This is a genomic window from Streptosporangium sp. NPDC023615 (assembly GCF_040640155.1).
Taxonomy (GTDB): Bacteria; Actinomycetota; Actinomycetes; order Streptosporangiales; family Streptosporangiaceae; genus Streptosporangium.
In genome coordinates, this window is record NZ_JBFABE010000005.1 from 37,783 (window position 1) to 57,220 (window position 19,438).

Sequence of the window (19,438 nt, forward strand, 5' to 3'; positions counted from 1 at the left end):
CTCACCCCTGGAAGCGGGGGTCGTCGCCCTGCCTCGGCGCCTGGTAGGGCGTCGGGGAGACGACGGGGTCGGGGGCGGGAGGGAAGGGCTCCTGGTGGGTCGGGTAGTCCTGCCCGGCGTGCGACCCGGTGTGCGGCCCGGCGTGCCGGTTGGTGGCCTTGGCCCAGCTCTGTTCGGCCTTGGCCCTGGCGTCCAGCCAGATCGGGTTGTCCTTGTTCTTGTCGATCGCGTCCTGCAGGACCGACCTCTCCCGGCCCTCCTCGGGCAGGAGCACCCAGCCGATCGCGTAGACGGCCACGCCGAGCCCCCCGAAGAAGGTGGCGACGGCCAGGACCGCGCGGATGATGTTGGGGTCGACACCGACGTACCGTCCGAGGCCGGAGGCCACACCGGCGACGATGCGCCCGTCCCTGGTCCGCTGGAGCTTCTTGACGCCTGAGAAGTGGTTTTCGTTCATATATCGAGAATGCCCGGTCAGAGGGCGCCGTCACATCGGGATTCCCCCTGGCACGACCCTGACATGCACCCCGCCCGGGACCGCAATACCCTGACAGGGCCGACGAGAGAGGGACACCATGGACGATCTCCTGCGCATCGACGACGAGCTCTCCGAGGAGCAGCGGCTCATCCGCGACACCGTACGGGACCTCGTCTCCGACCGGGTGCTCCCGCATGTCGGCGACTGGTTCGAGGAGGCCGCCTTCCCCGCCCGCGAGCTCGCCCCGGCGCTCGGCTCGCTCGGCCTGCTGGGCATGCACCTGGACGGGTACGGCTGCGCGGGCCTGGACGCGGTCTCCTACGGCGTGGCCTGCCGCGAGCTGGAGGCCGGGGACTCCGGGCTGCGGTCGTTCGTGTCCGTGCAGGGCTCGCTCGCGATGTTCCCGATCTGGAAGTACGGCTCGGACGAGCAGAAGGAGGAGTGGCTCCCCCGGATGGCCGCGGGCGAGGCGATCGGCTGCTTCGGCCTGACCGAGCCCGACCACGGCTCCGACCCGGCGGGCATGCGTACCCACGCCGAGCAGGACGCCTCGGGCGACTGGATCCTCAACGGCTCGAAGACGTGGATCACCAACGGCTCGATCGCCGACGTCGCCGTGGTCTGGGCGCGGACCGAGGAGGGCGTCCGCGGCTTCGTGGTGCCGGCCGGCACTCCCGGCCTCACCGCCCCGGAGATCCACAAGAAGATGTCGCTGCGGGCCTCGGTGACCTCCTCGCTCTTCTTCGACGACGTCCGCCTGCCCGCGTCGGCCGTGCTGCCGGGCGTGCGAGGGCTCAAGGGCCCGCTGTCGTGCCTTTCGGAGGCGCGCTTCGGCATCGTCTGGGGCGTGGTCGGCGCCGCCCGCGCCTGCCTGGAGACGGCCGTCGACTACTCCACGTCCCGCGTCCAGTTCGGCAGGCCCATCGGCGGCTTCCAGCTGACCCAGGAGAAGCTCGCCTGGATGTACGTCGGGCTGGGGCAGGCGCAGCTCACCGCCCTGCATCTGGGACGCCTCAAGGACGCCGGGACCCTCACGCCGCGTCAGGTGAGCTTCGGCAAGCTCGCCAACGTCCGCGCCGCCCTGGACATCGCCCGCCAGGCACGCTCCATCCTGGGCGGCAACGGCATCACGCTGGAGTACCCGGTGATCCGGCACATGAACAACCTGGAGAGCGTGCTGACCTACGAGGGCACCCAGGAGATCCACACGCTGGTGCTCGGCGAGGCGCTCACCGGCATCGCCGCCTATCGCTGACCCCGCCGGCCGTGGCCCCCGCGCCCCCGCCCCCCTACGGGAGCGGTGTCCACCTCACCGCCGGCCGGTCAGCGCGGGCGGGGAAGCCTCTGGGGCAGGCCGGACGGCCGCCACCCGGGGGTCTCGGCCGCCCTGCGGAGCTCGTCCTCCCAGGAGGCGCCGCTCGCCAGGAAGAAGCGGAGCAGCTCGGCGGTGGCGCGGGCGTCGGCCAGGGCGGCGTGGGCGCGGGTGAGCGGGATGCCCGCGCGCTCGCAGCACGCGGCCAGCGTCCACCTGCCGTCCGGCAGGAAACCGGGGGCCAGCTTCTGCGTGCACAGGGCCTGGCTCACCCATTCGCTGCCGGGGAGCTGCCGCAGGAAACGCAGGTCGAAGGAGGCGTTGTGGGCCACCAGGACCCGCCCGGCTACCCGCCGCCAGATCTCGTCCAGCAGCTCCTCGATCACCGGCGCGCCCATGACCATGGCGCCGGTGATGCCGTGGACGTGCACGGCCCCGGTGGGACGGCCGGGATCGACCAGCGAGTGCCACTCGTCGACGGTCTCGCCCCGGGCGTCCAGCGAGACCAGCGCGATCTCGCAGATCCGGTCGCCCCTCGACGGGGAGAATCCGGTGGTCTCCACGTCCACCACGACATACCCTTGCCGTGTGGAGACGGTGGAGACAGTGGAGACATGGGCGCCGCGGACGGTTTCAGGCCCCGAGCTCGTCATGCCCGCCACTCTAGGAGCCGCCCCGGCCCTCCACCTGCCGTTCCGCAAACAGGTGACCATGAATGGGCCTGGCGACGGACGTTAGTGGACACTATCCTCGGTACGCTGTCACCTGCGGGGCGTTAGCTCAATGGTTAGAGCTGCGGACTTTTAATCCGTAGGTTCTGGGTTCGAGTCCCAGGCGCCCTACTATTCACCCCCTGTCTGACCTGCGATTTCTCGGACCGGGCAGAGTCTTGGCGCGCAGCGGGCCGCCGATTGTCCGCTCGCGGGCACGGACCCGGCACACGGAAGATCGTTCATTGCCGTTCCCTCAGGTCAGGCCCCGCGGACGGGCATGGGAGGACCGCGGCCGAAGGCCTCGCCGGGCCGCCTGTACCGCTTCGAGATTCATGGCACCGGGCCTGAGGCGGGAGTTCTCCGAAGCGGCCACGCGGCTCGGTGGCACTCGTCGACCGGCCCGTCGAGCGCCTTTCGGCGTTCGCCCCGGCCCTGGAACAGTACGACGGCCCGCTCGTCCTGATCGGGCGGCCGCCGCGCGCGGGACCGGTGCGGTCGCTGACCGTCGTGGTGATCGGCATACGTCGGCCGGCACCGAGCGCGGTGACGTTCGTTGTAGATCGAGGACCGGTCTTGCCCGTATCGGCATGTCGGGCCAACCCGCAGGTCAAGCTCTTTGCGATGACTTCCGGAGCGGTACGGGTTCAGCGGGGGCGTTCCACACGGCGCTCGTCCCAGACCGGACGAGGGGTCTCCCGGACGTTGCCGTCGGAGCCGAAGACCAGGTAGCGGTCGAAGGAACGAGCGAACCAGCGGTCGTGAGTGACGGCCAGGACAGTTCCTTCATACGATTCCAGAGCTTCTTGGAGGGCTTCGGCGGATTCGAGGTCGAGGTTGTCGGTGGGCTCGTCCAGGAGGAGAGCGGTGGTGCCGGCCAGCTCCAGCAGGAGGATCTGGAAGCGGGCCTGCTGGCCGCCTGAGAGCTTGTCGAAGGGCTGGTCGCCCTGGCGATCCAGGCCGTAGCGGCGCAGGGCCGACATCGCGCCGCCGCGGTCCCTGGCGTGCTCGTCCCACAGGATGCCGGTCAAGGTGCGGCCCATCAGTTCGGGGTGGGCATGGGTCTGGGCGAAGTGGCCGGGATTCACTCGGGCACCCAGTTTCCACGTGCCGGTGTGAGCGACGTTCCCATCGGCCAGTAGGCGCAGGAAGTGCGACTTGCCCGAGCCGTTGGAGCCCAGGACGGCGACCCGCTCGCCGTAGAAGATCTCCAGGGAGAACGGTTTCATGAGGCCGGTCAGCTCCAGGTTCTCGCACACCACCGCGCGCACGCCGGTGCGGCCGCCGCGCAGCCGCATCCGGATCTCCTGCTTGCGTGGCGGTTCCGGGGGCGGTCCCGCTTCCTGAAACTTGCGCAGCCGGGTTTTGGCCGCCTGATAACGCGAGGCCATCTCCTCACTGCGGGAGGCGTATTGCTGCATGTCCACCACCAGACGCTTGAGCTGGGCGTGCTTCTCATCCCAACTCCGCCGCAGCTCCTCGAACCGGGCGAAGCGGGCTTCCCGCGCCTCGTGAAACGTGTCGAACCCACGGCCGTGCACCCAGGCCGTGGAGCCCGACGGGGCCGGTTCCACCGCCACGATCCGGCGGGCGGCACGGGCCAATAGCTCCCTGTCGTGCGAGATGAACAGCACTGTCTTACGGGTCGCCTCCAGTTGCTCCTCCAGCCACCGCTTACCGGGGACGTCGAGGTAGTTGTCGGGCTCGTCCAGCAGGAGGACGCTGTCGGGGCCACGCAGCAGGGCCTCCAGCACCAGCCGCTTCTGCTCTCCGCCCGACAGGGTCCGCACCAGACGGAACTGCGCCTTGTCGTAGGGCGTTCCACAGGCGGCCATGGTGCAGATGTCCCAGACCGCCTCCACCTCGTAACCCTGGACCTCGGCCCAGTCGCTGAGGGCCTGGGCATAGGCCATCTGCGCGGGTTCGTCGTCCACCGTCATCACCCGGTACTCCGCGGAGTCGACCGCGGCCGCGGCCTCCCGGATGCGTGGTGGCGCCACCGACACCAGCAGGTCGCGAACCGCCCGCTCGTCTCGCACCGAGCCAACGAACTGGGGCATCACACCTATGCCGCCGCTGGAGGCGACGGTGCCGCCGTGCGGCTGCAGTTCGCCCGACAGCAGTCGCAGCAAGGTCGTCTTCCCTGCACCGTTGGGGCCCACCATCGCCGCCGTCGCACCCTCACCCAGCCGGAACGACACGTCGTTCAAGAGCAGACGCCCGTCCGGCAGGTAGTACTCGATGTGCGAAGCCTCAAGATGTCCCATCAACCGAGATCCTTACATACGCTTCGAAGCCCGGGCGACGTCACAGGGAGCCCGGGCGGACCGTCAGTCCTGTGATCAGCAGGGTGGGACCGCCGTCGCCGACCGGGATGTCCTGGCCGAACTTGCCGCAGGCAGCGGGGCTCCCCATCGCCGGATCGTTTCCGATCCCTTCGATGTGTGAGATCGTCTCGGCCACGCGGCCTTCGACCACGCAGTCAGCGACCTGCTCCGCGAGCGCTCCGTTCCGGATCCGGTAGGCCTCGGCGACTCCGACGGCGAACCGGCCGTCGTCCGATACCTTGCCCGCGCCGAGCCGCACCAGGTAGAGGCCCTCACCCGCTCCTGCGAGGAGGCTGTCCGCGCGATCCGGCCCCGCCTCCACGCAAAGATTGCTCATTCGAGGTATGGGCTGCCACCGGAAGGACTGCCGTCTCCGGCTGCCGGCACCGTCGATGTGGCAGGTGACCACCCCGTCCTGGACGACTCTTCTCCGAAAGGCAGGATGACCGGTGTCGTCGTGGGTGTAGCTGCCCCACCCATCCGGCACGAACGGATCATCCAAGACGTTCAGCGGGAGGGGGCAGATCTGGTCTCCGGCCGTCCACTTCACGCCTGCCGCTCCGCTGGACGCCACATCGCTCTCCAGCGGGTGGCCGAGAAGCTCATGGGCGAGTGCTCCGCTGGAGCCGCTCGCCGCGACGACAGCCATCCGTCGCTCCCGTACGGCGGGAGCGTCGCGTTTGGCTCTGGCGACCCTTCCTGCCTCGGCTGCGTGCGCCACGGCCTGATCGGCCCACCGCGTCCATCGCGACCGGTCACGTGTTCCGGCACGCCTGTACCCATTGGCCGGCCCGGCCATCGCCCGGCATTCGAGGAGGTGGTGCTCCTGAGGGGAAGAACGGTGCCAGCCGTACGGCCCAAGGGTCAGGAAGGACCGCAGGGATCCGGAGTAATCTGCTTTGAACCCGCTGAGGGCCGCGCCGGCTGCGCCTTCCGTTGAGAGCAGAAGATCCGCACATGTTCTCTCCCAGCCTGGCGAGAACCCGACAAGGTCGGATCGCCATTCGGTGAGGACGCGCTGAAGCAGGCCGACCAGCCGCGAAGAGCCCAGCGCCTGGACGCCGGCCCTGGCCGATACCGCGGCGAGTCCGCCCTGGACATGCGCGGTGGACAGCCCGTTCGCACCGAGCCCGGACGTCTTCCCGCAGTGGTCCACCGTGATGGCGAACCCTTCCCTGGCCTCTTCCGGCTCTCTTTCGAGCACACCGCCCGCCAAGCGGTACGCCCGCTCCCTGGCGGACTCCGCGAAGATCTCGATCGCTATGCCGTTCCTGTCCCGCAGTCGCTGGAGCCGCAGGCACAGCTCATCCGCCGCAGCCTTCATGGACGAACGAACCCGGCCATCCGGAACGGTGCCGCCGTCTCCACGAACAGGGCGAGGCCGTCCCGGTCGGCCGCTCGCACGGCTCTGCCGACGATCTCGCGTACCGACTCCAGGTCGGAGGGCAGGGGCTCGACGTCCGCGAGCTCCGCCAGGAACTCGATCTGCCGGCAAGTGCAGTCCTCGAGGGCCGTCGCCACCAAGGCCCGAATCCGCTCCACCTGCCTGTCGTCCAGCTCCACGAGCAGTCTCCGAACGGCTTCGACCGAGTTGAGGTTGACATCCGGATCGAACTTTTGCAGGGCCGACACCATGGCGAGCTGGGCTGGGGCCGGTGACTCCGACGGGTGGTCCACCCTGCGATAGCCGACCCGGAGGTTGAAAGGGAAGAAGGCTCCCAGGGCCGACTGCGCCACCAGCGTTTTCGCGCCCCCCTCGCTCGGCCACATCAGGGAGTTGAGCGAGAGCCCGCGGAAGGCCGGATGGACGATCACCCGCTCCTGGCTGAGCAGCCGGGCGTTGATCGCCTTGAGGGTGGGCAAGATCTCGAACCCCTGGGGGAACGGCCGGCAGAAGACCTTCACCGCGGCGATCCGGTCCCCGGCCTTCACCGTGCGGACCTCGGTGACCAGGTTGTCCCAGTCGATCCATCGCTCGTCGTCGGACCGGTAATGGTACGAGGCGAGACGGTCATAGTCGGCGCGGTCCCCCCGGCCCTCGGTGAACTCCTCGGCGATCCACCGGGCGAGTCCCGGGCCCGGCGGCGGCAACCGCACCACCCCGCCGTCGAAGTCCAGATGCACATGGTCGTCCGGGCACACGAACTCCGCGAGATCGTCGTGGGCCGTCGCCACGACGGCGTCGACCCCCGTGGTTCGGCATGCCTTCTGGAAACCGTGTGCGATGACCCGGGCCGTTGTCCGGTCGAGGGTGGAGCAGAACTCGTCGACCGCGATCACCGCGCCTTCGAGCCGGGCGAGCCGGGCGAGCCGGGCGAGGGTAAGCCGGTGGAACTGTCCCTCGGACAGGTGCTCGGGCTTGGACATCATCAGCCGCGGCTCGCCCAGGCCGAACCGGCCGAGCCATGAGACGTTCCGCCGGACCTCGCCGTCGAACAGGTCGATGACCCGGTCGCGCGGACCGATCTCAGGAAGATCTTCAATGGTCCGCACCCGTCCGGTGCGCCGCAACTCGCGCAGCAGGCTCGATTTCCCGGTACCGCTGAAGCCGGTGATCAATGTGATCCCATCGAGCCGAAGTTCGACAGAGGCAACGGTGACGCCCTTGTACGCGGTGTCCACGCCGAAAAGGTCCCTCAGCTCTCGTGCGCTTCCCGACAGCGGGGCGTCCCATCTGCCGTACCGCACTTCCACGGGGGGAAAGTTCACTTCCAGGTCCTCTCCTCACGCACGCCAGGGCGTTCCAGGTCCAGGACGAGCCTGCGATCGGCCGTCCCTTCCGGACGCCGCAGGATCACTCCGTTCAGCCACGCGAAGACCATCCAGGCAGCCGCCACGGTGTTCACCGGGGCGAGGGAGGCACCCATGATCGGATCGTGGACCGATCGGCCGGCAACCGTGCCCACCCGATCCATCTCTTCCGTGAACGGCACGGTGCCGTCCGCGGTGAGCAGCGGCCCCACCGCGGCCTCGGTGAGTCCTGCGGCCGCGAAGAGCACGGGGGTCCCGTGCTCGCGCGCCACCCGTGCCACCAGAGCCGAGAGCGTCCCCGCGGGGCGGTCCGCGCAGCAGAACAACGTCGTGCCCGAACCGCCCACCAGGCCGTTGTCCTCCAACGCGGCCCGGGTGTCCACGAAGGCGTTCAGAGTCGAGACCTCGGTGGCCGGGTAGCGCTCGGCGAGGAAGTCGCCGAGCGCCTCGGCTTTGGGCCTGCCGAGGTCTGAGCGCCGGTAGGTCAGCTGCCGGTTGAAGTTCGTGATCTCCACGAGGTCGTGGTCCACGAGCGCCAGCTCCCCCACGCCCATCGCGGCCAGGTGTGTCGCCGCCAGGCATCCGATACCCCCGCAGCCCAGGATCACCGCCCGATGCGCGGCGATCGTCGCCTGCGGCTCGTCCGGGCGGGAGCTGCGGTGAGCGAGCCAGCGCAGTTGCCGGGTGAGCTGGCCGGGCTCGTCCGTCGGCGGCTTGGCGACGAGCATGCCGCGAGCCGCCAGTTCGCGCAGGAGCTCGGGGTGGCGGTCCTCAGCCCTGTCGAGGTCGTACCAGGACACGCCGGAAACGAGCTCCCTGACCCAACCCGCGAGCCCCTCGCCCCCGCCGTCGACCCGGAACCCGCGCTCGCCGTGAAAGGTGAGAGTTCCCTCCTCGTCCGAGGTGACAGTCACCTCTTCGGTGAGCATCATGCCGACGGGGAATTTCTCTCTCAGCTCAGTGAGCATGCGGACCACTCCCAGGGAAGACGGGCGGACCGGGCCAGGCAGATCCCGGGTACCTCGGCGATCGGGACGCAGACCGCCCTGTCCGCGATCATCGTGTCGAGCTCGTCCGCCGCACGTCGTGCCTCGGCGAGGTGGTGCGGGCGGGCGTCGAACGCGTACAAGGTCTTGTCGAAAGCGGGGAACAGGTTCGTCGCACGGACGAGATCGAGGAAGGCCAGCCCGCGGTAAACCCCCAGCAGGTCTCCGCGCATGGCCCGGAACAGGTTCAGCCGGAGCTCTCCGGACTCGGCTCTCCTCTCGTACCGGTCCGGTACCAGGCGGATGTTCATCCCCGCGTCGCGGAGAACGCACGCCACCGCCCTGGCGATCTCCTTGTTCGGGTAGTAGGTGTCGTAGAGGAGGCGATAGCTCCTTCCCGGACGAACGGGGCGTGAGGACGGCGCGGCGGTCCGCCGGTTCACCGCGAGCGCGTACGCCGCGTCGAAGCCGGATGCAGGCAGGAAGCCGGACGTCCTCAGCAGCGGTCCCGGCAGCAGATCCTCCAGGGGCGGTTCCATCAGGGCCCGGTGTACGGCCCGCCGCACGCGGAGGCCTGAGTCGCCGGCGAGGTCTCCTTCGAAGCACAAGGCGACGAAGACGCCGATCTGCCGGACCTGGAGTTCCTCTCCGCCCCGGAACTCCGGAAGCCGCGCGTACGGAAACGCGGTGTCGGAGGTCACGTCTATCTCACCGGATACGAAACGTGCCACGTTCAGGTCAGGGCTTTTGAGCCTGCGGACGACGATTCGGCGACGCGGGTGTTCGTCCGCCAGGTTGCCGGTCGGCTCGAGTGCGAGCACGCGCGGGGTGGCTCTGACCAGCCGGTACCGGCCCGCGCCTTCGTGCAGATCCGTTCCCGGGGCCAGCCCGGGCAGTGCGAGCAGGCCGGGGAACCCGAAGTCCGGGGTGTGCAGGTGGATCTCCAGGACGTCTCGACCGGCCACGTCGACCCGGCGGACGTTCCGCAGCCAGTAGCCGACGACCGTTCCGGACCCGGCCGCGCGGACCAGCGCGTCCCGGTAGTCCGCAGCGGTCAGCGCGCTTCCGTCCCGTCGTCGCAACCCTCGGCGAACGGTGAACCTGTACCGGAACCCGTCATCGACGGCGTGGTCGACGGCCCCTACCTGGACGGGGGATTCGCCGGGCCGGTTCGAGGCCAGCAGGGGCAGCGTGGTGAGGGCGGCCAACTGAAGACCGCTATGGTCGGCGAGCAGGGACGGGGCAAGGGTCTCCGGCATGGAGTCGAACGCCATCCTGATCAGATCAGTGTCCAAGGCCGGTCAGCGTCCGACGGTAATCCGTCAAGCCCGCGGTCACCTCGTCCGTCCACACCAGTTGACGGTCCCGGAACTCCGCGCTGTCCAGCTCACTGGTGCGGCACTCCCGCTCCCGCCATCTGCGTACGTGCTCGTTCCGAAGCTCGCGCAGCCGCGTCAGCGGCTCGGTGAGCCGGGACTCGAACCGCTCGAGGAAGGAAAGCAGCCTCCGTTCTTCGGCGAAGTTGGCGGTGAGCATGAGGTTGCGGTCGAGGTTGCGCACCTCGTGGTACCAGTCGCCCGGAATGTACAGCGTCTCCCCGGGACCGAGGACGACTTCCAGGAGCAGGCCGGTATCCCCGTCCGGCAGGATCCTCGACAGCGTCTTCTCATCCCAGAGGCTGTCCCCCCTGGCCAGGGCTCCGGAACGGGAGGGGTGGAGGAGACGCAGCGCCTTGCGTCCGAAGATCATGGCTAGCCAGGCACTGGTGGAGAACGTGTCCGTGTGCAGTCCGGTCGAGCACCCCGGTTCCCCGAAGAACAGCCACATGCGCCCGAACCTCACCTGCTCGGGGAGCCGATCGATCCAGTCGTCCGAAAAGAGCGCGGGGATCTGGAAGAAATCCGAAAGCTCGGGGTAATCGCGGGTGAAGTTCCACTCGGCCAGGTAGAGGCGACGCCCCGCGCAGTCCGGGTCGGGATCGGTCTCCCGCCAGTAATTCAAATAATTACCCAGTGTGTCCCGCTCGACACTGAACTCATATTCCGAACCTGGGGGATAGCTGCGCACCGGGACCGGCGCGTCGCCGTAGCGCTCTGCGAAGAAATCAGCACTCCAAGAGGTGCCCGCAGGCCATCCACGCTGCATTCCACGGAACAGCACCGGCTCGCCGAAGTCTTCAAGGCATGAGTCGTCGCCTGCGTCAACAACCTGTACCGGGCGGGCCTGGATCCTCAAGACAAGATCTCCAATGCTTTCCAGCTGGCACATTGAAAATGCCTCCTGCGGCATGCCGCAGGAGGCTGAACCTCTAGCAGCGGCGGGCGAGGCCCGCCACCATGTCCGGGCTGCTCAGGTCGGTGAAGCGCAGCTCGACGGACTCACGGTCACCGACCTGCTCGACGGTGTCCTTCTCCATGCCCTTTTCCATGTTCAGCTCCTTCTTCCCACTGTAGTAAAAGCGGGAACCGCCGCACGGCGACTCCTCCGCCTATAACCGTTCGGGACGGTAGCAATCTGTCGCGGACACAGTCAATACATAAAACATTTGACTCGAACACCCTCGTGCGATAGATCTGCTGGGTGAACTCCTCGGATGTCCTGTTCGCAGGAAATGGAATCCTGGCACTCTCGGCGGCCTTCGAGTTGATTCGAAGAAGCCCATCGACCCGTATCTCGATCGTGGGACCAAGATCTCGGACGGGGGCTGGAACATCCGCTTCAGGGGCGATGTTGAACTGTTTCGCCGAGGTCACCAAATACACCCTGATCAGCGAAGCGTCCCGGGCGAAGTTCGCGATGTGCCGGGACTCCCTGGCCCTCTGGCCGACCTGGCTCGACCGGGTCGAGGAGGCCGGCGGCCTGCCTCCCGTCCCGACGAAGGACGGCACGGTCGTGCTGGAGAACACCGTGTCGGGAGATCTCGATTCCGAGAACTTCGATGCGATGATCGCCGCAGCGGCCGAGTTCGGAGCGACGCACGAAGTCACCGACCCCCGGAAGATCGCGGGGTTGGCCCCCACCCCGTCCGCCCGGCCTCTGCGTGCTCTGTTCCTGCCTGACGAGGGGGCCGTCGAGAGCGGATCCTTCTACTCGACGCTGACGGCCGCGCTCGTGGCCCGGGGTGTCGCCTTCGTGGACGGGGAGGTGAAGGCACTGATCCGGACAGCCGATCGGGTGACCGGCGTGCTCACGGCCGACGGCGAGTCCTGGAGCGGAGACACGGTGGTGGTGGCGGCAGGCGCGTTCACCACACCGATCCTCGACACGGTGCTGGACCCGGCGGACGTCCAGCCGGTCTTCGCCGGCGCCGGTATCTCGCTGATCACGCATCGGCCGAACGCGCGACCCTTCGACCATGTCGTCCGCAGTGTCACCCGGGCCGGCTCCTGCGGCCTGCACGCGATCCCGATGCCCGACGGCCGGGACTATGTGGGCGCCACCAACCTGATCTTCGCGGAGCCGCGCACCCGCACTTCCGCCGGCCTGTCCCACTTCCTCCTGCAGTGCGCGATCGATCAGCTCAATCACTCGTTCTCCTTCGCGGAGATCGACGAGTGGCGGATCGGGAACCGCCCGGTGTCGCTGGACACCTATCCGCTCCTCGGACGGGGACCGCTCGAAGGTCTCTACATCGCCACCGGCACCTACAGGGACGGCTTCCACAACTCGCCTCTCATCGCCAGGATCGTGGCCGACGACCTCCTCGGCGCAGAGGACCGCTATGAGCACCCCTTCGACCCGACGCGCCGGCCGATCGGCTCCATGTCGGTGGAAGAGAGCGTCGGGGAGAGCTCGTACCAGGCGGCGTGCACCGGTTTCGAGGCATCCCTCGTCCTGCCCCGGCTGTGGCGCCATGACGCGCTTCCCGCGATGTTCATCCCAGGGATGGCCCGAATGTACGAGGACCTGGGAGTGAGATTCGGTTTCTCTCCAGATATCGTTCCGTTCCTGGTCTCGGGCGCATTCAGCGAGACCGGATCCGACCGGGAGGCCTACCTCAGGGTGAAATCACTTCTTCAGCCAGGGCAAGCCGTCTGATGACCGGTCCTCTTCGCACCGCTCCGGCGGATCCTCCGGCCGCTCTCGCCCAGCGGATCGTCTTTCCCTTCTACGTCTACGCGGTGCTCAGCAACACGCTGCTGCAACGCGGCGTCTTCGTGCTGTACCTGGTGCACCAGGGGTTCTCCGCCGCGCAGATCGCCCTGCTGCAGACCGTCCTCTACCTGTCCAGCGCGCTGGCGGAGATCCCGACCGGGATTCTGGCCGACCGGTTCGGCCGGCGGTCCAGTATCGTGATCGGGCAGTTCCTCAGCGGTCTGTGCGTCTTGGGCCAGATCCTCCTTCCCGGCGGGTTCCCGGTGTTCCTCGGCCTGTTCCTGCTGCAGGGCGTGGCATTCGCCTGCGTCTCGGGAGCCGAGACCGCGCTCCTCTACGACCTGCTCCGGCAGCGCGGCTTGAAGACGGAGTACCTCCGCGTCAAGTCCCGGTACGCGGCATTCGGAGCGACCACCATGGGACTCGCCATCGCTCTGGGAGGTTTTCTCCAGCGATTCTCCTGGGAACTGGTCTACTCCGTCTCAGGCTGCGCGCTGATCCTGGCTGCGGTGCTCCTGCTGACCCGCGTCCCGGAACTACGCGGAGCGGAGACGGACGAGGCCGAGGACGAAGGATCACACGATCCCGTCCCGTCCCGGCGGGGCGCCCTGATGTCGATCCTCACACCCCGGCTGGCCAGCCTCGTCATCGTGTCGGGACTGATGCACGCGACGACCACTCCGTACTTCATCTTCACCCAGGGAAGCCTGAGCGACCAGGGCGCTCCGACCGCGCTCGTGGCGCTGGTCATCTCCGTCGCCTATCTGGTCAGCGGAACCACCCCGCTGCTCGCTGTGCGTGCCGCCGAGTGGATCCCCCTGCGCGCCCTCGTCCCGCTGACGGTCCTGGCCCTGGCGGCCGGCCTGGCCTTGACCGGGGTGGGGAACCCCTGGCTGACCGCCGGCCTCTTCCTTCTGGTGATCGGTGTCCCCGACATCACCGCGGTCGTCATCGACAACGTCTTCAACGAGGCGGTTCCCTCCCGATTCCGGGCAAGCCTGCTCTCAGTGATCACTTTTATCGAGTCCGCTCTGATCGGACTCGGTTACCTGGCCATGGGGTGGCTGATCGACCGGTTCGGGTCGTCGGGCGGCGTGGCCTGGTACGCGGCGGTGCCGATCGCGGCGTTCGTCCTGTGGCTGCCCGCCCTGCGCAAGGGCAGATGGACCAGGGAGGACGCGGTTGCCCGCTGAGTCGGCGAAATCCGTGACCGGGCTCCTCGACGAAGCCGCGCGGAACTTCCTGCACGGCCGATACGACCTGGCCGAGGCCATCTATCGGGAGGCAGCGAACCTCCTCGAGCCGCACAGCCTCTCGGTGGAACTCGCCCGAGCCCTGAAGGGCATGGGCGACGTCGCGCGCATGCGCGACGACCACTCCACGGCCCGTGATCGCTACACCGATGCCGCCGCCCTGTTCGCCAAGGCCGGGAATCCAGCAGGACAGGCCTCCGCGTTCAGGGGGCTTGGGGACCTCCGCGTCCTCCAGGACGACTACGAGGGGGCCGGCCGCTCCTATCGGAACGCACTTGAGCTGTCCCGGTCCTCCGGCGACGACACGGGGGAAGCCGAGGCGTTCAAGGGGCTCGGATATCTGGCCAAGACGCAAGGAGACATCGCCGCAGCCGAAGACAATTACGGCGTGGCCCAGCGCCTCTTCACAAGGTCGGGAGACCTCTTGGGCGAGGCCGGTGCCGCCAAAGGACTCGCAGACCTGGATGCCATGCGGAGCAACCACGAGGCCGCCCGGAACGGTTACCGAAGGGCCCGCTCGGTGTACGTCCGTGTCGGATATCGCCTCGGTCAAGCGTACGCGGCCTTCGGTCTGGGGGACATCGCGCTCCGACTCGGTGACTTCGACTCCGCCGGGCGGGAGTACCGGGAGGCGCTAGATCTTTGCGAGACCATCGGTTACCGGCTCGGCTGCGCGAACGCGGCGAAAAGCCTGGGTGACCTTGCCCGTCTCGCCGGAGAGCCGGCCGCCGCTCAGACCGCCTACACCGACGCCTACGCCTCTTACCAGGAGCTCAACGATCGTCTCGGTCAGGCGGGAGCGCTCCTGGGGCTGGCCACCGTCCGCCTGACTGCCGGCTTCTCCCGGGACGCAGAAGAGGCGTACCGGGACTCCCACCGCCTTTACCGAGCGATAGGAAACGAACTCGGGGAATCCCACGCGCTCCTGGGCCTGGCGCGGACAGCCGAGGAGCGCGCCGACCCGAAAGAGGCTTCCTCCTACTACGCTCTCGCGGAACAGTCCTACCGAAGGGTAGGCCACGTGGGACTGGCCGCCTCCTGTGAGGCCGCCAGGAAACGGACCGAGTTCGTGTCGACGGCCAACCCGAGCTCCGCGGTTGACAGTCACACGGACAGCCCAGAACGGCATCTGGCCGGGCGAGATGAAATCACCGGCTCATTCCAATCGTCACGAAACACCGTGGCCGCTCCCGTCAGGGATACGTAAGCCGCTGTCATGAGACGGCGCCGCTTTCGGGCCGCCGATCGAGACCTGGAGGTCGTCCGCTCGTCACGCACCACCTTGCCCTTCTTGTCTCGGGCGCCGTGCGAGCGCCGTGCGAGCGCCGTGGAGCGCCGTGCGAGCGCCGTGCGAGCGCCGTGCGAGCGCCGTGCGAGCGCCGGTCAGCGCTCCCGAAGGCGCCACCACCACCAGTGATCACTCGCCGATTCACGCATCAGCACCGGGTCCGGCAGAGTGCGCCGCTCGAGCTCGCGATCGAGTCGCTCCAGCAACCGGCCGAGATCTGCCCGGGCACCTTCGGGCAGGCGCCGCATGACCTCTTCCAGGCGATCTCTGGCATCCTCGATCTCAAGGCCGGGTTCCCAGACCTCGGACGCATCCAGGTAGCGGCCGGGCTGCTTGAAAACCCGCGCGAACCGGCTCAGTGCCTCGGCCACGGCGTCGGGCCACATGTGCTCGGTCTCGACGCGGCGGACAGCCGCCCGGGTTCGGGCGGACACACCCCGGATACGTCGGACGGGCACGTTCTCGGGAGGGATCCACCGCTCGGCGCGCAGGATCTTCGGGCGCCTACGCGGCATCGCCCTTTCGGATCGACGTCATGCCGGCATCCTTTCACCACAGGCGCCACCGCTCAAAAGGCGACGGGTCGCGCCCCCGTCCCGCTGGTCGCCGCGCGGAGACAGCCCGCTGACCGCCGCACGGGGCACCGGCGGCTCACCGGCCGGGCCGCCGGGCCGCCGGGCCGCGTGAATCTTTCATGGGTCCCGCCTGCCGCCCCACTTGGGCGGCGGGTGCGTGGGCGGCGTTTCCCGAGGTCTGAAAGGCCCTTTCCCGGGCCGCGTACGAACTCCGGGAGGAATGACCGCACGGGCGCCGGCGGTGTCTGTACATCCTCCGAGAACCGTCCGAACCTGGAACCGCCGACGTGGACGGACGGCGGCCGACGGGGTGTCCCAACGGGAGGATGATCATTCGTGAGATTCGGCAAGGGCTCGTCACGGAAGAGGGTTCTGACGTCGGCCGGGGCCACCGTGCTCCTCGCGGCCGGGGCCGTCATGGGGGTCACGGCCACCGCCGCCGACGCGGCGGCCGGTTGCGCCGTGACCTACACCTCGCACACCTGGGGTACCTCGTCGGGTGGCTTCGCCGCCTACATCGACATCACCAACACCGGGGACCCGCTCTCGGGCTGGGCGCTGACCTTCACGTTCCCCGGCACCCAGCAGATCACCAGCAGCTTCAGCGCGCAGTGGAGCCAGGACGGCCGGCTGGTCACCGCGAGGAATCCCAGCTGGGGCGGATCGATCCCCTCCGGGAGGACCTTCGGCATCGGCTTCAACGGGTCCTGGACCGGCGGCAACCCGCCGCCGACGGACTTCGCCCTCAACGGTGTGCCGTGCACGGTCAAGCTGGTGCCGAGCCCCACCCCTTCCCCCACCCCCACCCCGCCCTCCCCCGAGCGGCTGCGGATCCTCGTCTCCCCCTCCAGGCTCACGGTGCCCGAGGGCGGCACGGCGAGCGTCCAGGTACGGCTGAGCCGGCGGCCCCCGGGCAACGTCGTCGTGGGCACCGCGCGGGTCTCCGGTGACACGGACCTGTCCGCCGGACCGCCGCTGACCTTCACCCCGGACGACTGGGACGTCCCGCAGCCTCTCACCGTGACGGCGGCCGAGGACGACGACGCGGTGGACGGTCAGGCGACGTTCGACACCCGCAGCAGCCAGATCACCGGCAGCAGCGCCGTCCTGTGGAACGCCGTCGAGCAGGACGACGACCGGTAGCGCTCCGCCGGGTCGCCGGCGGCGGGCGGGGCACCGGGCGGCCCGCCCCGGCGTACCGGGCTCGGTGTCGCCTTCGCCGGGAGCGATGGGGACAGCCGCCCCGGGCCGGCACGCCGAGACGGCGGCGTTCTCGGGAAACGGCCGCTCGCGGATGCCGGGGAGGCGGTGACGGACGAGCGACGACGGACGAGCCCGGCCGGGCGTGGTGGCTCGGCCGGGCTCGTCGGGCGGGAACGGATCAGGCGAGGTCGAACCGGTCGAGCTCCATGACCTTGGTCCAGGCCGCCACGAAGTCCGTCACGAACTTCTCGGAGGCGTCCTGGCTGGCGTAGACCTCCGCGAGGGCACGGAGCTGGGAGTTGGAGCCGAAGACGAGGTCGACCGCGGTGGCGGTCCACTTCACCTCGTCGGTGTTCACGTCACGGATCTCGTACACGTGCTCCTCGGACTCCGACGCCTTCCACCGGGTGCCCGGGGAGAGCAGGTTGGCGAAGAAGTCGTTGGTGAGCACGCCGGGCCGGTCGGTGAGGACGCCGTGCCGGGTGCCGCCGACGTTGGCCCCGAGAGCGCGCATGCCGCCGACCAGGACGGTCATCTGCGGCGGCGTCAGGTTGAGCATGTAGGCGCGGTCGACGAGCAGCACCTCCGGCTGGAGCTTCACGCCGTCGGCCAGGTAGTTGCGGAACCCGTCGGCGCGGGGCTCGAGGACCTGGAAGGACTCGACGTCGGTCTGCTCCTGGGTGGCGTCGGTGCGGCCCGGGCGGAACGGCACCGTCACCGTCACGCCGGCCTCGCGTGCCGCCTTCTCGACGGCGGCCGAGCCGGCCAGCACGATCAGGTCGGCGAGCGAGATCTTCGCGCCGCCGGCCTCGTTGAACTCACGCTGGACGCCCTCGAGGGTGTCCAGGACCGTCGCCAGCTGCTCGGGCTGGTTGACCTCCCAGTTCCGCTGCGGCTCCAGGCGGATCCTGGCGCCGTTGGCGCCGCCGCGCTTGTCGGTGGAGCGGAAGCTCGCGGCGGAGGCCCAGGCGGTGGAGACCAGCTGGGCGGTCGTGAGGCCGGACTCCAGGACCTTGGTCTTCAGGGCGGCGATGTCGTCTTCGCCCACCAGCTCGTGGTCGACGGCCGGCACCGGGTCCTGCCAGAGCTGGGGCTCGGGGACCCACGGCCCGCGGAAGCGGCTGACCGGGCCCATGTCGCGGTGCAGCAGCTTGTACCAGGCCTTGGCGAAGGCCAGCGCGAACTCCTCGGGGTGCTCCAGGAAGCGGCGGGAGATCTTCTCGTACGCCGGGTCGACGCGCAGCGACAGGTCGGTCGTGAGCATCGTCGGCCTGTGCTTCTTCGACGGGTCGTGGGCGTCGGGGATGATCGCCTCGGCGTCCTTCGCGACCCACTGCTTCGCGCCGGCGGGGCTCGTGGTGAGCTCCCACTCGTAGCCGAAGAGGATCTCGAAGAAACGGTTGCTCCACTGGGTCGGCACGTCGGTCCACGTCACCTCGAGACCGCTGGTGATCGTGTCACCGGCCTTGCCGGTGCCGTACGTGCTCAGCCAGCCCAGCCCCTGCGTCTCCAGCGGCGCGCCCTCGGGCTCGGGGCCCACGTGGCCGTCCGCGGGTGCTGCGCCGTGGGTCTTGCCGAACGTGTGGCCGCCGGCGATGAGGGCGACGGTCTCCTCGTCGTTCATCGCCATCCGCCTGAAGGTCTCGCGGATGAAGTACGCCGCCGCGGCCGGGTCCGCGTTGCCGCGGGGACCCTCCGGGTTGACGTAGATGAGGCCCATCTCGGCCGCGCCGACGTCCGGCGTCATCTCGTTGTCGGCGACGTAGCGCGCGTCACCCAGCCAGGCGTCCTCCGGGCCCCAGAAGATCTCCTCGGGCTCCCAGATGTCCTCGCGGCCGAAACCGAAGCCGAAGGTCTTGAACCCCATGGACTCCAGGGCGACGTTGCCGGCGAGCACGAGCAGGTCGGCCCAGGAGATCTTCTGGCCGTACTTCTGCTTGACCGGCCACAGCAGGCGGCGGGCCTTGTCGAGGTTGGCGTTGTCGGGCCAGCTGTTGAGCGGGGCGAAACGCTGGGAGCCGTCGCCGGCCCCGCCGCGACCGTCGTGGATGCGGTAGGTGCCCGCCGCGTGCCAGCTCATCCGGATCATCAGGCCGCCGTAGTGGCCGAAGTCGGCCGGCCACCAGTCCTGCGAGGTGGTGAGGGCCTCGGTGATGTCCCGCTTGAGAGCCTCGACGTCGAGCTGCTCGACCTGCTTGGCGTAGTCGAAACCCTCCCCCAGCGGGGTGCTCTTGGAGGAGTGCGAGCGCAGGATCGACAGGTCGAGCTGGTTGGGCCACCAGTCCCGGTTCGTGTGCGGGCGACCGCCGGTCTTCGGGGTCGGCGAGTCGATGGCCGGGTTCTCGCTCTCGCTGCCGTGCGCGGTCACGGAGTCGTGCGCGACCGGGCAACCGCCTGCTGCACCCCCGCTCTTCGGGTCGAAGACGGTCGCGTCGTGGTTCTCGGTCATGAAAATCCTTC

At 69.0% G+C, this 19,438-nt stretch carries 15 protein-coding genes and 1 tRNA gene; 6 read left to right on the plus strand and 10 right to left on the minus strand.

Annotation, left to right across the window (positions count from 1 at the left end; translation table 11 throughout):
• Position 1: 1 nt before the first annotated feature.
• Positions 2-457: a PspC domain-containing protein gene (locus tag AB0G16_RS05580; RefSeq protein WP_362799063.1), complete on the minus strand. Its 456-nt coding sequence runs from the start codon at positions 455-457 to the stop codon at positions 2-4.
• A gap of 118 nt (positions 458-575) precedes the next feature.
• Between AB0G16_RS05580 and AB0G16_RS05585 the strand changes: the two genes are divergently transcribed.
• Positions 576-1,733 carry an acyl-CoA dehydrogenase family protein gene (locus AB0G16_RS05585; protein ID WP_362799066.1) on the plus strand — a complete coding sequence of 386 codons (1,158 nt, stop codon included), beginning with the start codon at positions 576-578 and terminating at the stop codon, positions 1,731-1,733.
• A 68-nt stretch (positions 1,734-1,801) separates the two neighbouring features.
• Here the strand turns inward: AB0G16_RS05585 and AB0G16_RS05590 are convergent, their stop codons facing one another.
• Positions 1,802-2,362, minus strand: a complete 561-nt coding sequence (locus AB0G16_RS05590) for a 3'-5' exonuclease (protein ID WP_362799069.1) — start codon at positions 2,360-2,362, stop codon at positions 1,802-1,804.
• Positions 2,363-2,559: 197 nt separating this feature from the next.
• On the opposite strand from AB0G16_RS05590, the gene AB0G16_RS05595 reads away from it, so the two are divergent.
• Positions 2,560-2,632, plus strand: a tRNA-Lys gene (locus tag AB0G16_RS05595).
• Positions 2,633-3,147: 515 nt separating this feature from the next.
• On the opposite strand, the gene AB0G16_RS05600 is transcribed toward AB0G16_RS05595, so the two are convergent.
• The 6 genes from AB0G16_RS05600 to AB0G16_RS05625 are packed head-to-tail and all read right to left on the minus strand — an operon-like array spanning position 3,148 to position 10,832.
• A complete protein-coding gene (locus tag AB0G16_RS05600) occupies positions 3,148-4,767 on the minus strand; it encodes an ATP-binding cassette domain-containing protein (protein ID WP_362799072.1) in 1,620 nt (539 codons plus the stop codon).
• Between the two features lie 40 nt (positions 4,768-4,807).
• Entirely contained in the window at positions 4,808-6,151 is a 1,344-nt protein-coding gene (locus AB0G16_RS05605) for a TldD/PmbA family protein (RefSeq protein ID WP_362799075.1), read from the minus strand.
• Positions 6,148-7,536, minus strand: a complete 1,389-nt coding sequence (locus AB0G16_RS05610; protein ID WP_362799078.1) for a hypothetical protein — start codon at positions 7,534-7,536, stop codon at positions 6,148-6,150. Before AB0G16_RS05610 ends, AB0G16_RS05605 begins: the two co-directional genes overlap by 4 nt.
• Positions 7,533-8,546: a ThiF family adenylyltransferase gene (locus tag AB0G16_RS05615; protein WP_362799081.1), complete on the minus strand. Its 1,014-nt coding sequence runs from the start codon at positions 8,544-8,546 to the stop codon at positions 7,533-7,535. Before AB0G16_RS05615 ends, AB0G16_RS05610 begins: the two co-directional genes overlap by 4 nt.
• Positions 8,531-9,859, minus strand: a complete 1,329-nt coding sequence (locus AB0G16_RS05620) for an ABC transporter substrate-binding protein (RefSeq protein WP_362799084.1) — start codon at positions 9,857-9,859, stop codon at positions 8,531-8,533. Before AB0G16_RS05620 ends, AB0G16_RS05615 begins: the two co-directional genes overlap by 16 nt.
• Positions 9,849-10,832, minus strand: coding sequence for a cupin-like domain-containing protein (locus AB0G16_RS05625; protein WP_362799087.1), 984 nt, complete (start codon positions 10,830-10,832; stop codon positions 9,849-9,851). Before AB0G16_RS05625 ends, AB0G16_RS05620 begins: the two co-directional genes overlap by 11 nt.
• Before the next feature lie 312 nt (positions 10,833-11,144).
• Here AB0G16_RS05625 and AB0G16_RS05630 point away from each other — a divergent pair, with 312 nt between their 5' ends.
• The 3 genes from AB0G16_RS05630 to AB0G16_RS05640 are packed head-to-tail and all read left to right on the plus strand — an operon-like array spanning position 11,145 to position 15,119.
• A complete protein-coding gene (locus tag AB0G16_RS05630; RefSeq protein WP_362799089.1) occupies positions 11,145-12,602 on the plus strand; it encodes an FAD-dependent oxidoreductase in 1,458 nt (485 codons plus the stop codon).
• Complete coding sequence (locus AB0G16_RS05635) at positions 12,602-13,852, plus strand: MFS transporter (RefSeq protein WP_362799092.1); 1,251 nt, start codon at positions 12,602-12,604, stop codon at positions 13,850-13,852. Before AB0G16_RS05630 ends, AB0G16_RS05635 begins: the two co-directional genes overlap by 1 nt.
• Positions 13,842-15,119 carry a tetratricopeptide repeat protein gene (locus tag AB0G16_RS05640; RefSeq protein ID WP_362799094.1) on the plus strand — a complete coding sequence of 426 codons (1,278 nt, stop codon included), beginning with the start codon at positions 13,842-13,844 and terminating at the stop codon, positions 15,117-15,119. The genes AB0G16_RS05635 and AB0G16_RS05640 overlap by 11 nt, the downstream gene beginning before the upstream one ends.
• Positions 15,120-15,295: 176 nt before the next feature.
• On the opposite strand, the gene AB0G16_RS05645 is transcribed toward AB0G16_RS05640, so the two are convergent.
• Complete coding sequence (locus AB0G16_RS05645) at positions 15,296-15,571, minus strand: hypothetical protein (RefSeq protein WP_362799097.1); 276 nt, start codon at positions 15,569-15,571, stop codon at positions 15,296-15,298.
• 540 nt (positions 15,572-16,111) lie between these two features.
• Here AB0G16_RS05645 and AB0G16_RS05650 point away from each other — a divergent pair.
• Positions 16,112-16,918 carry a cellulose binding domain-containing protein gene (locus AB0G16_RS05650; protein ID WP_362799100.1) on the plus strand — a complete coding sequence of 269 codons (807 nt, stop codon included), beginning with the start codon at positions 16,112-16,114 and terminating at the stop codon, positions 16,916-16,918.
• A 238-nt stretch (positions 16,919-17,156) separates the two neighbouring features.
• Here the strand turns inward: AB0G16_RS05650 and katG are convergent, their stop codons facing one another.
• Positions 17,157-19,427: a catalase/peroxidase HPI gene (katG, locus tag AB0G16_RS05655; protein WP_362799103.1), complete on the minus strand. Its 2,271-nt coding sequence runs from the start codon at positions 19,425-19,427 to the stop codon at positions 17,157-17,159.
• Between the last annotated feature and the right edge of the window lie 11 nt (positions 19,428-19,438).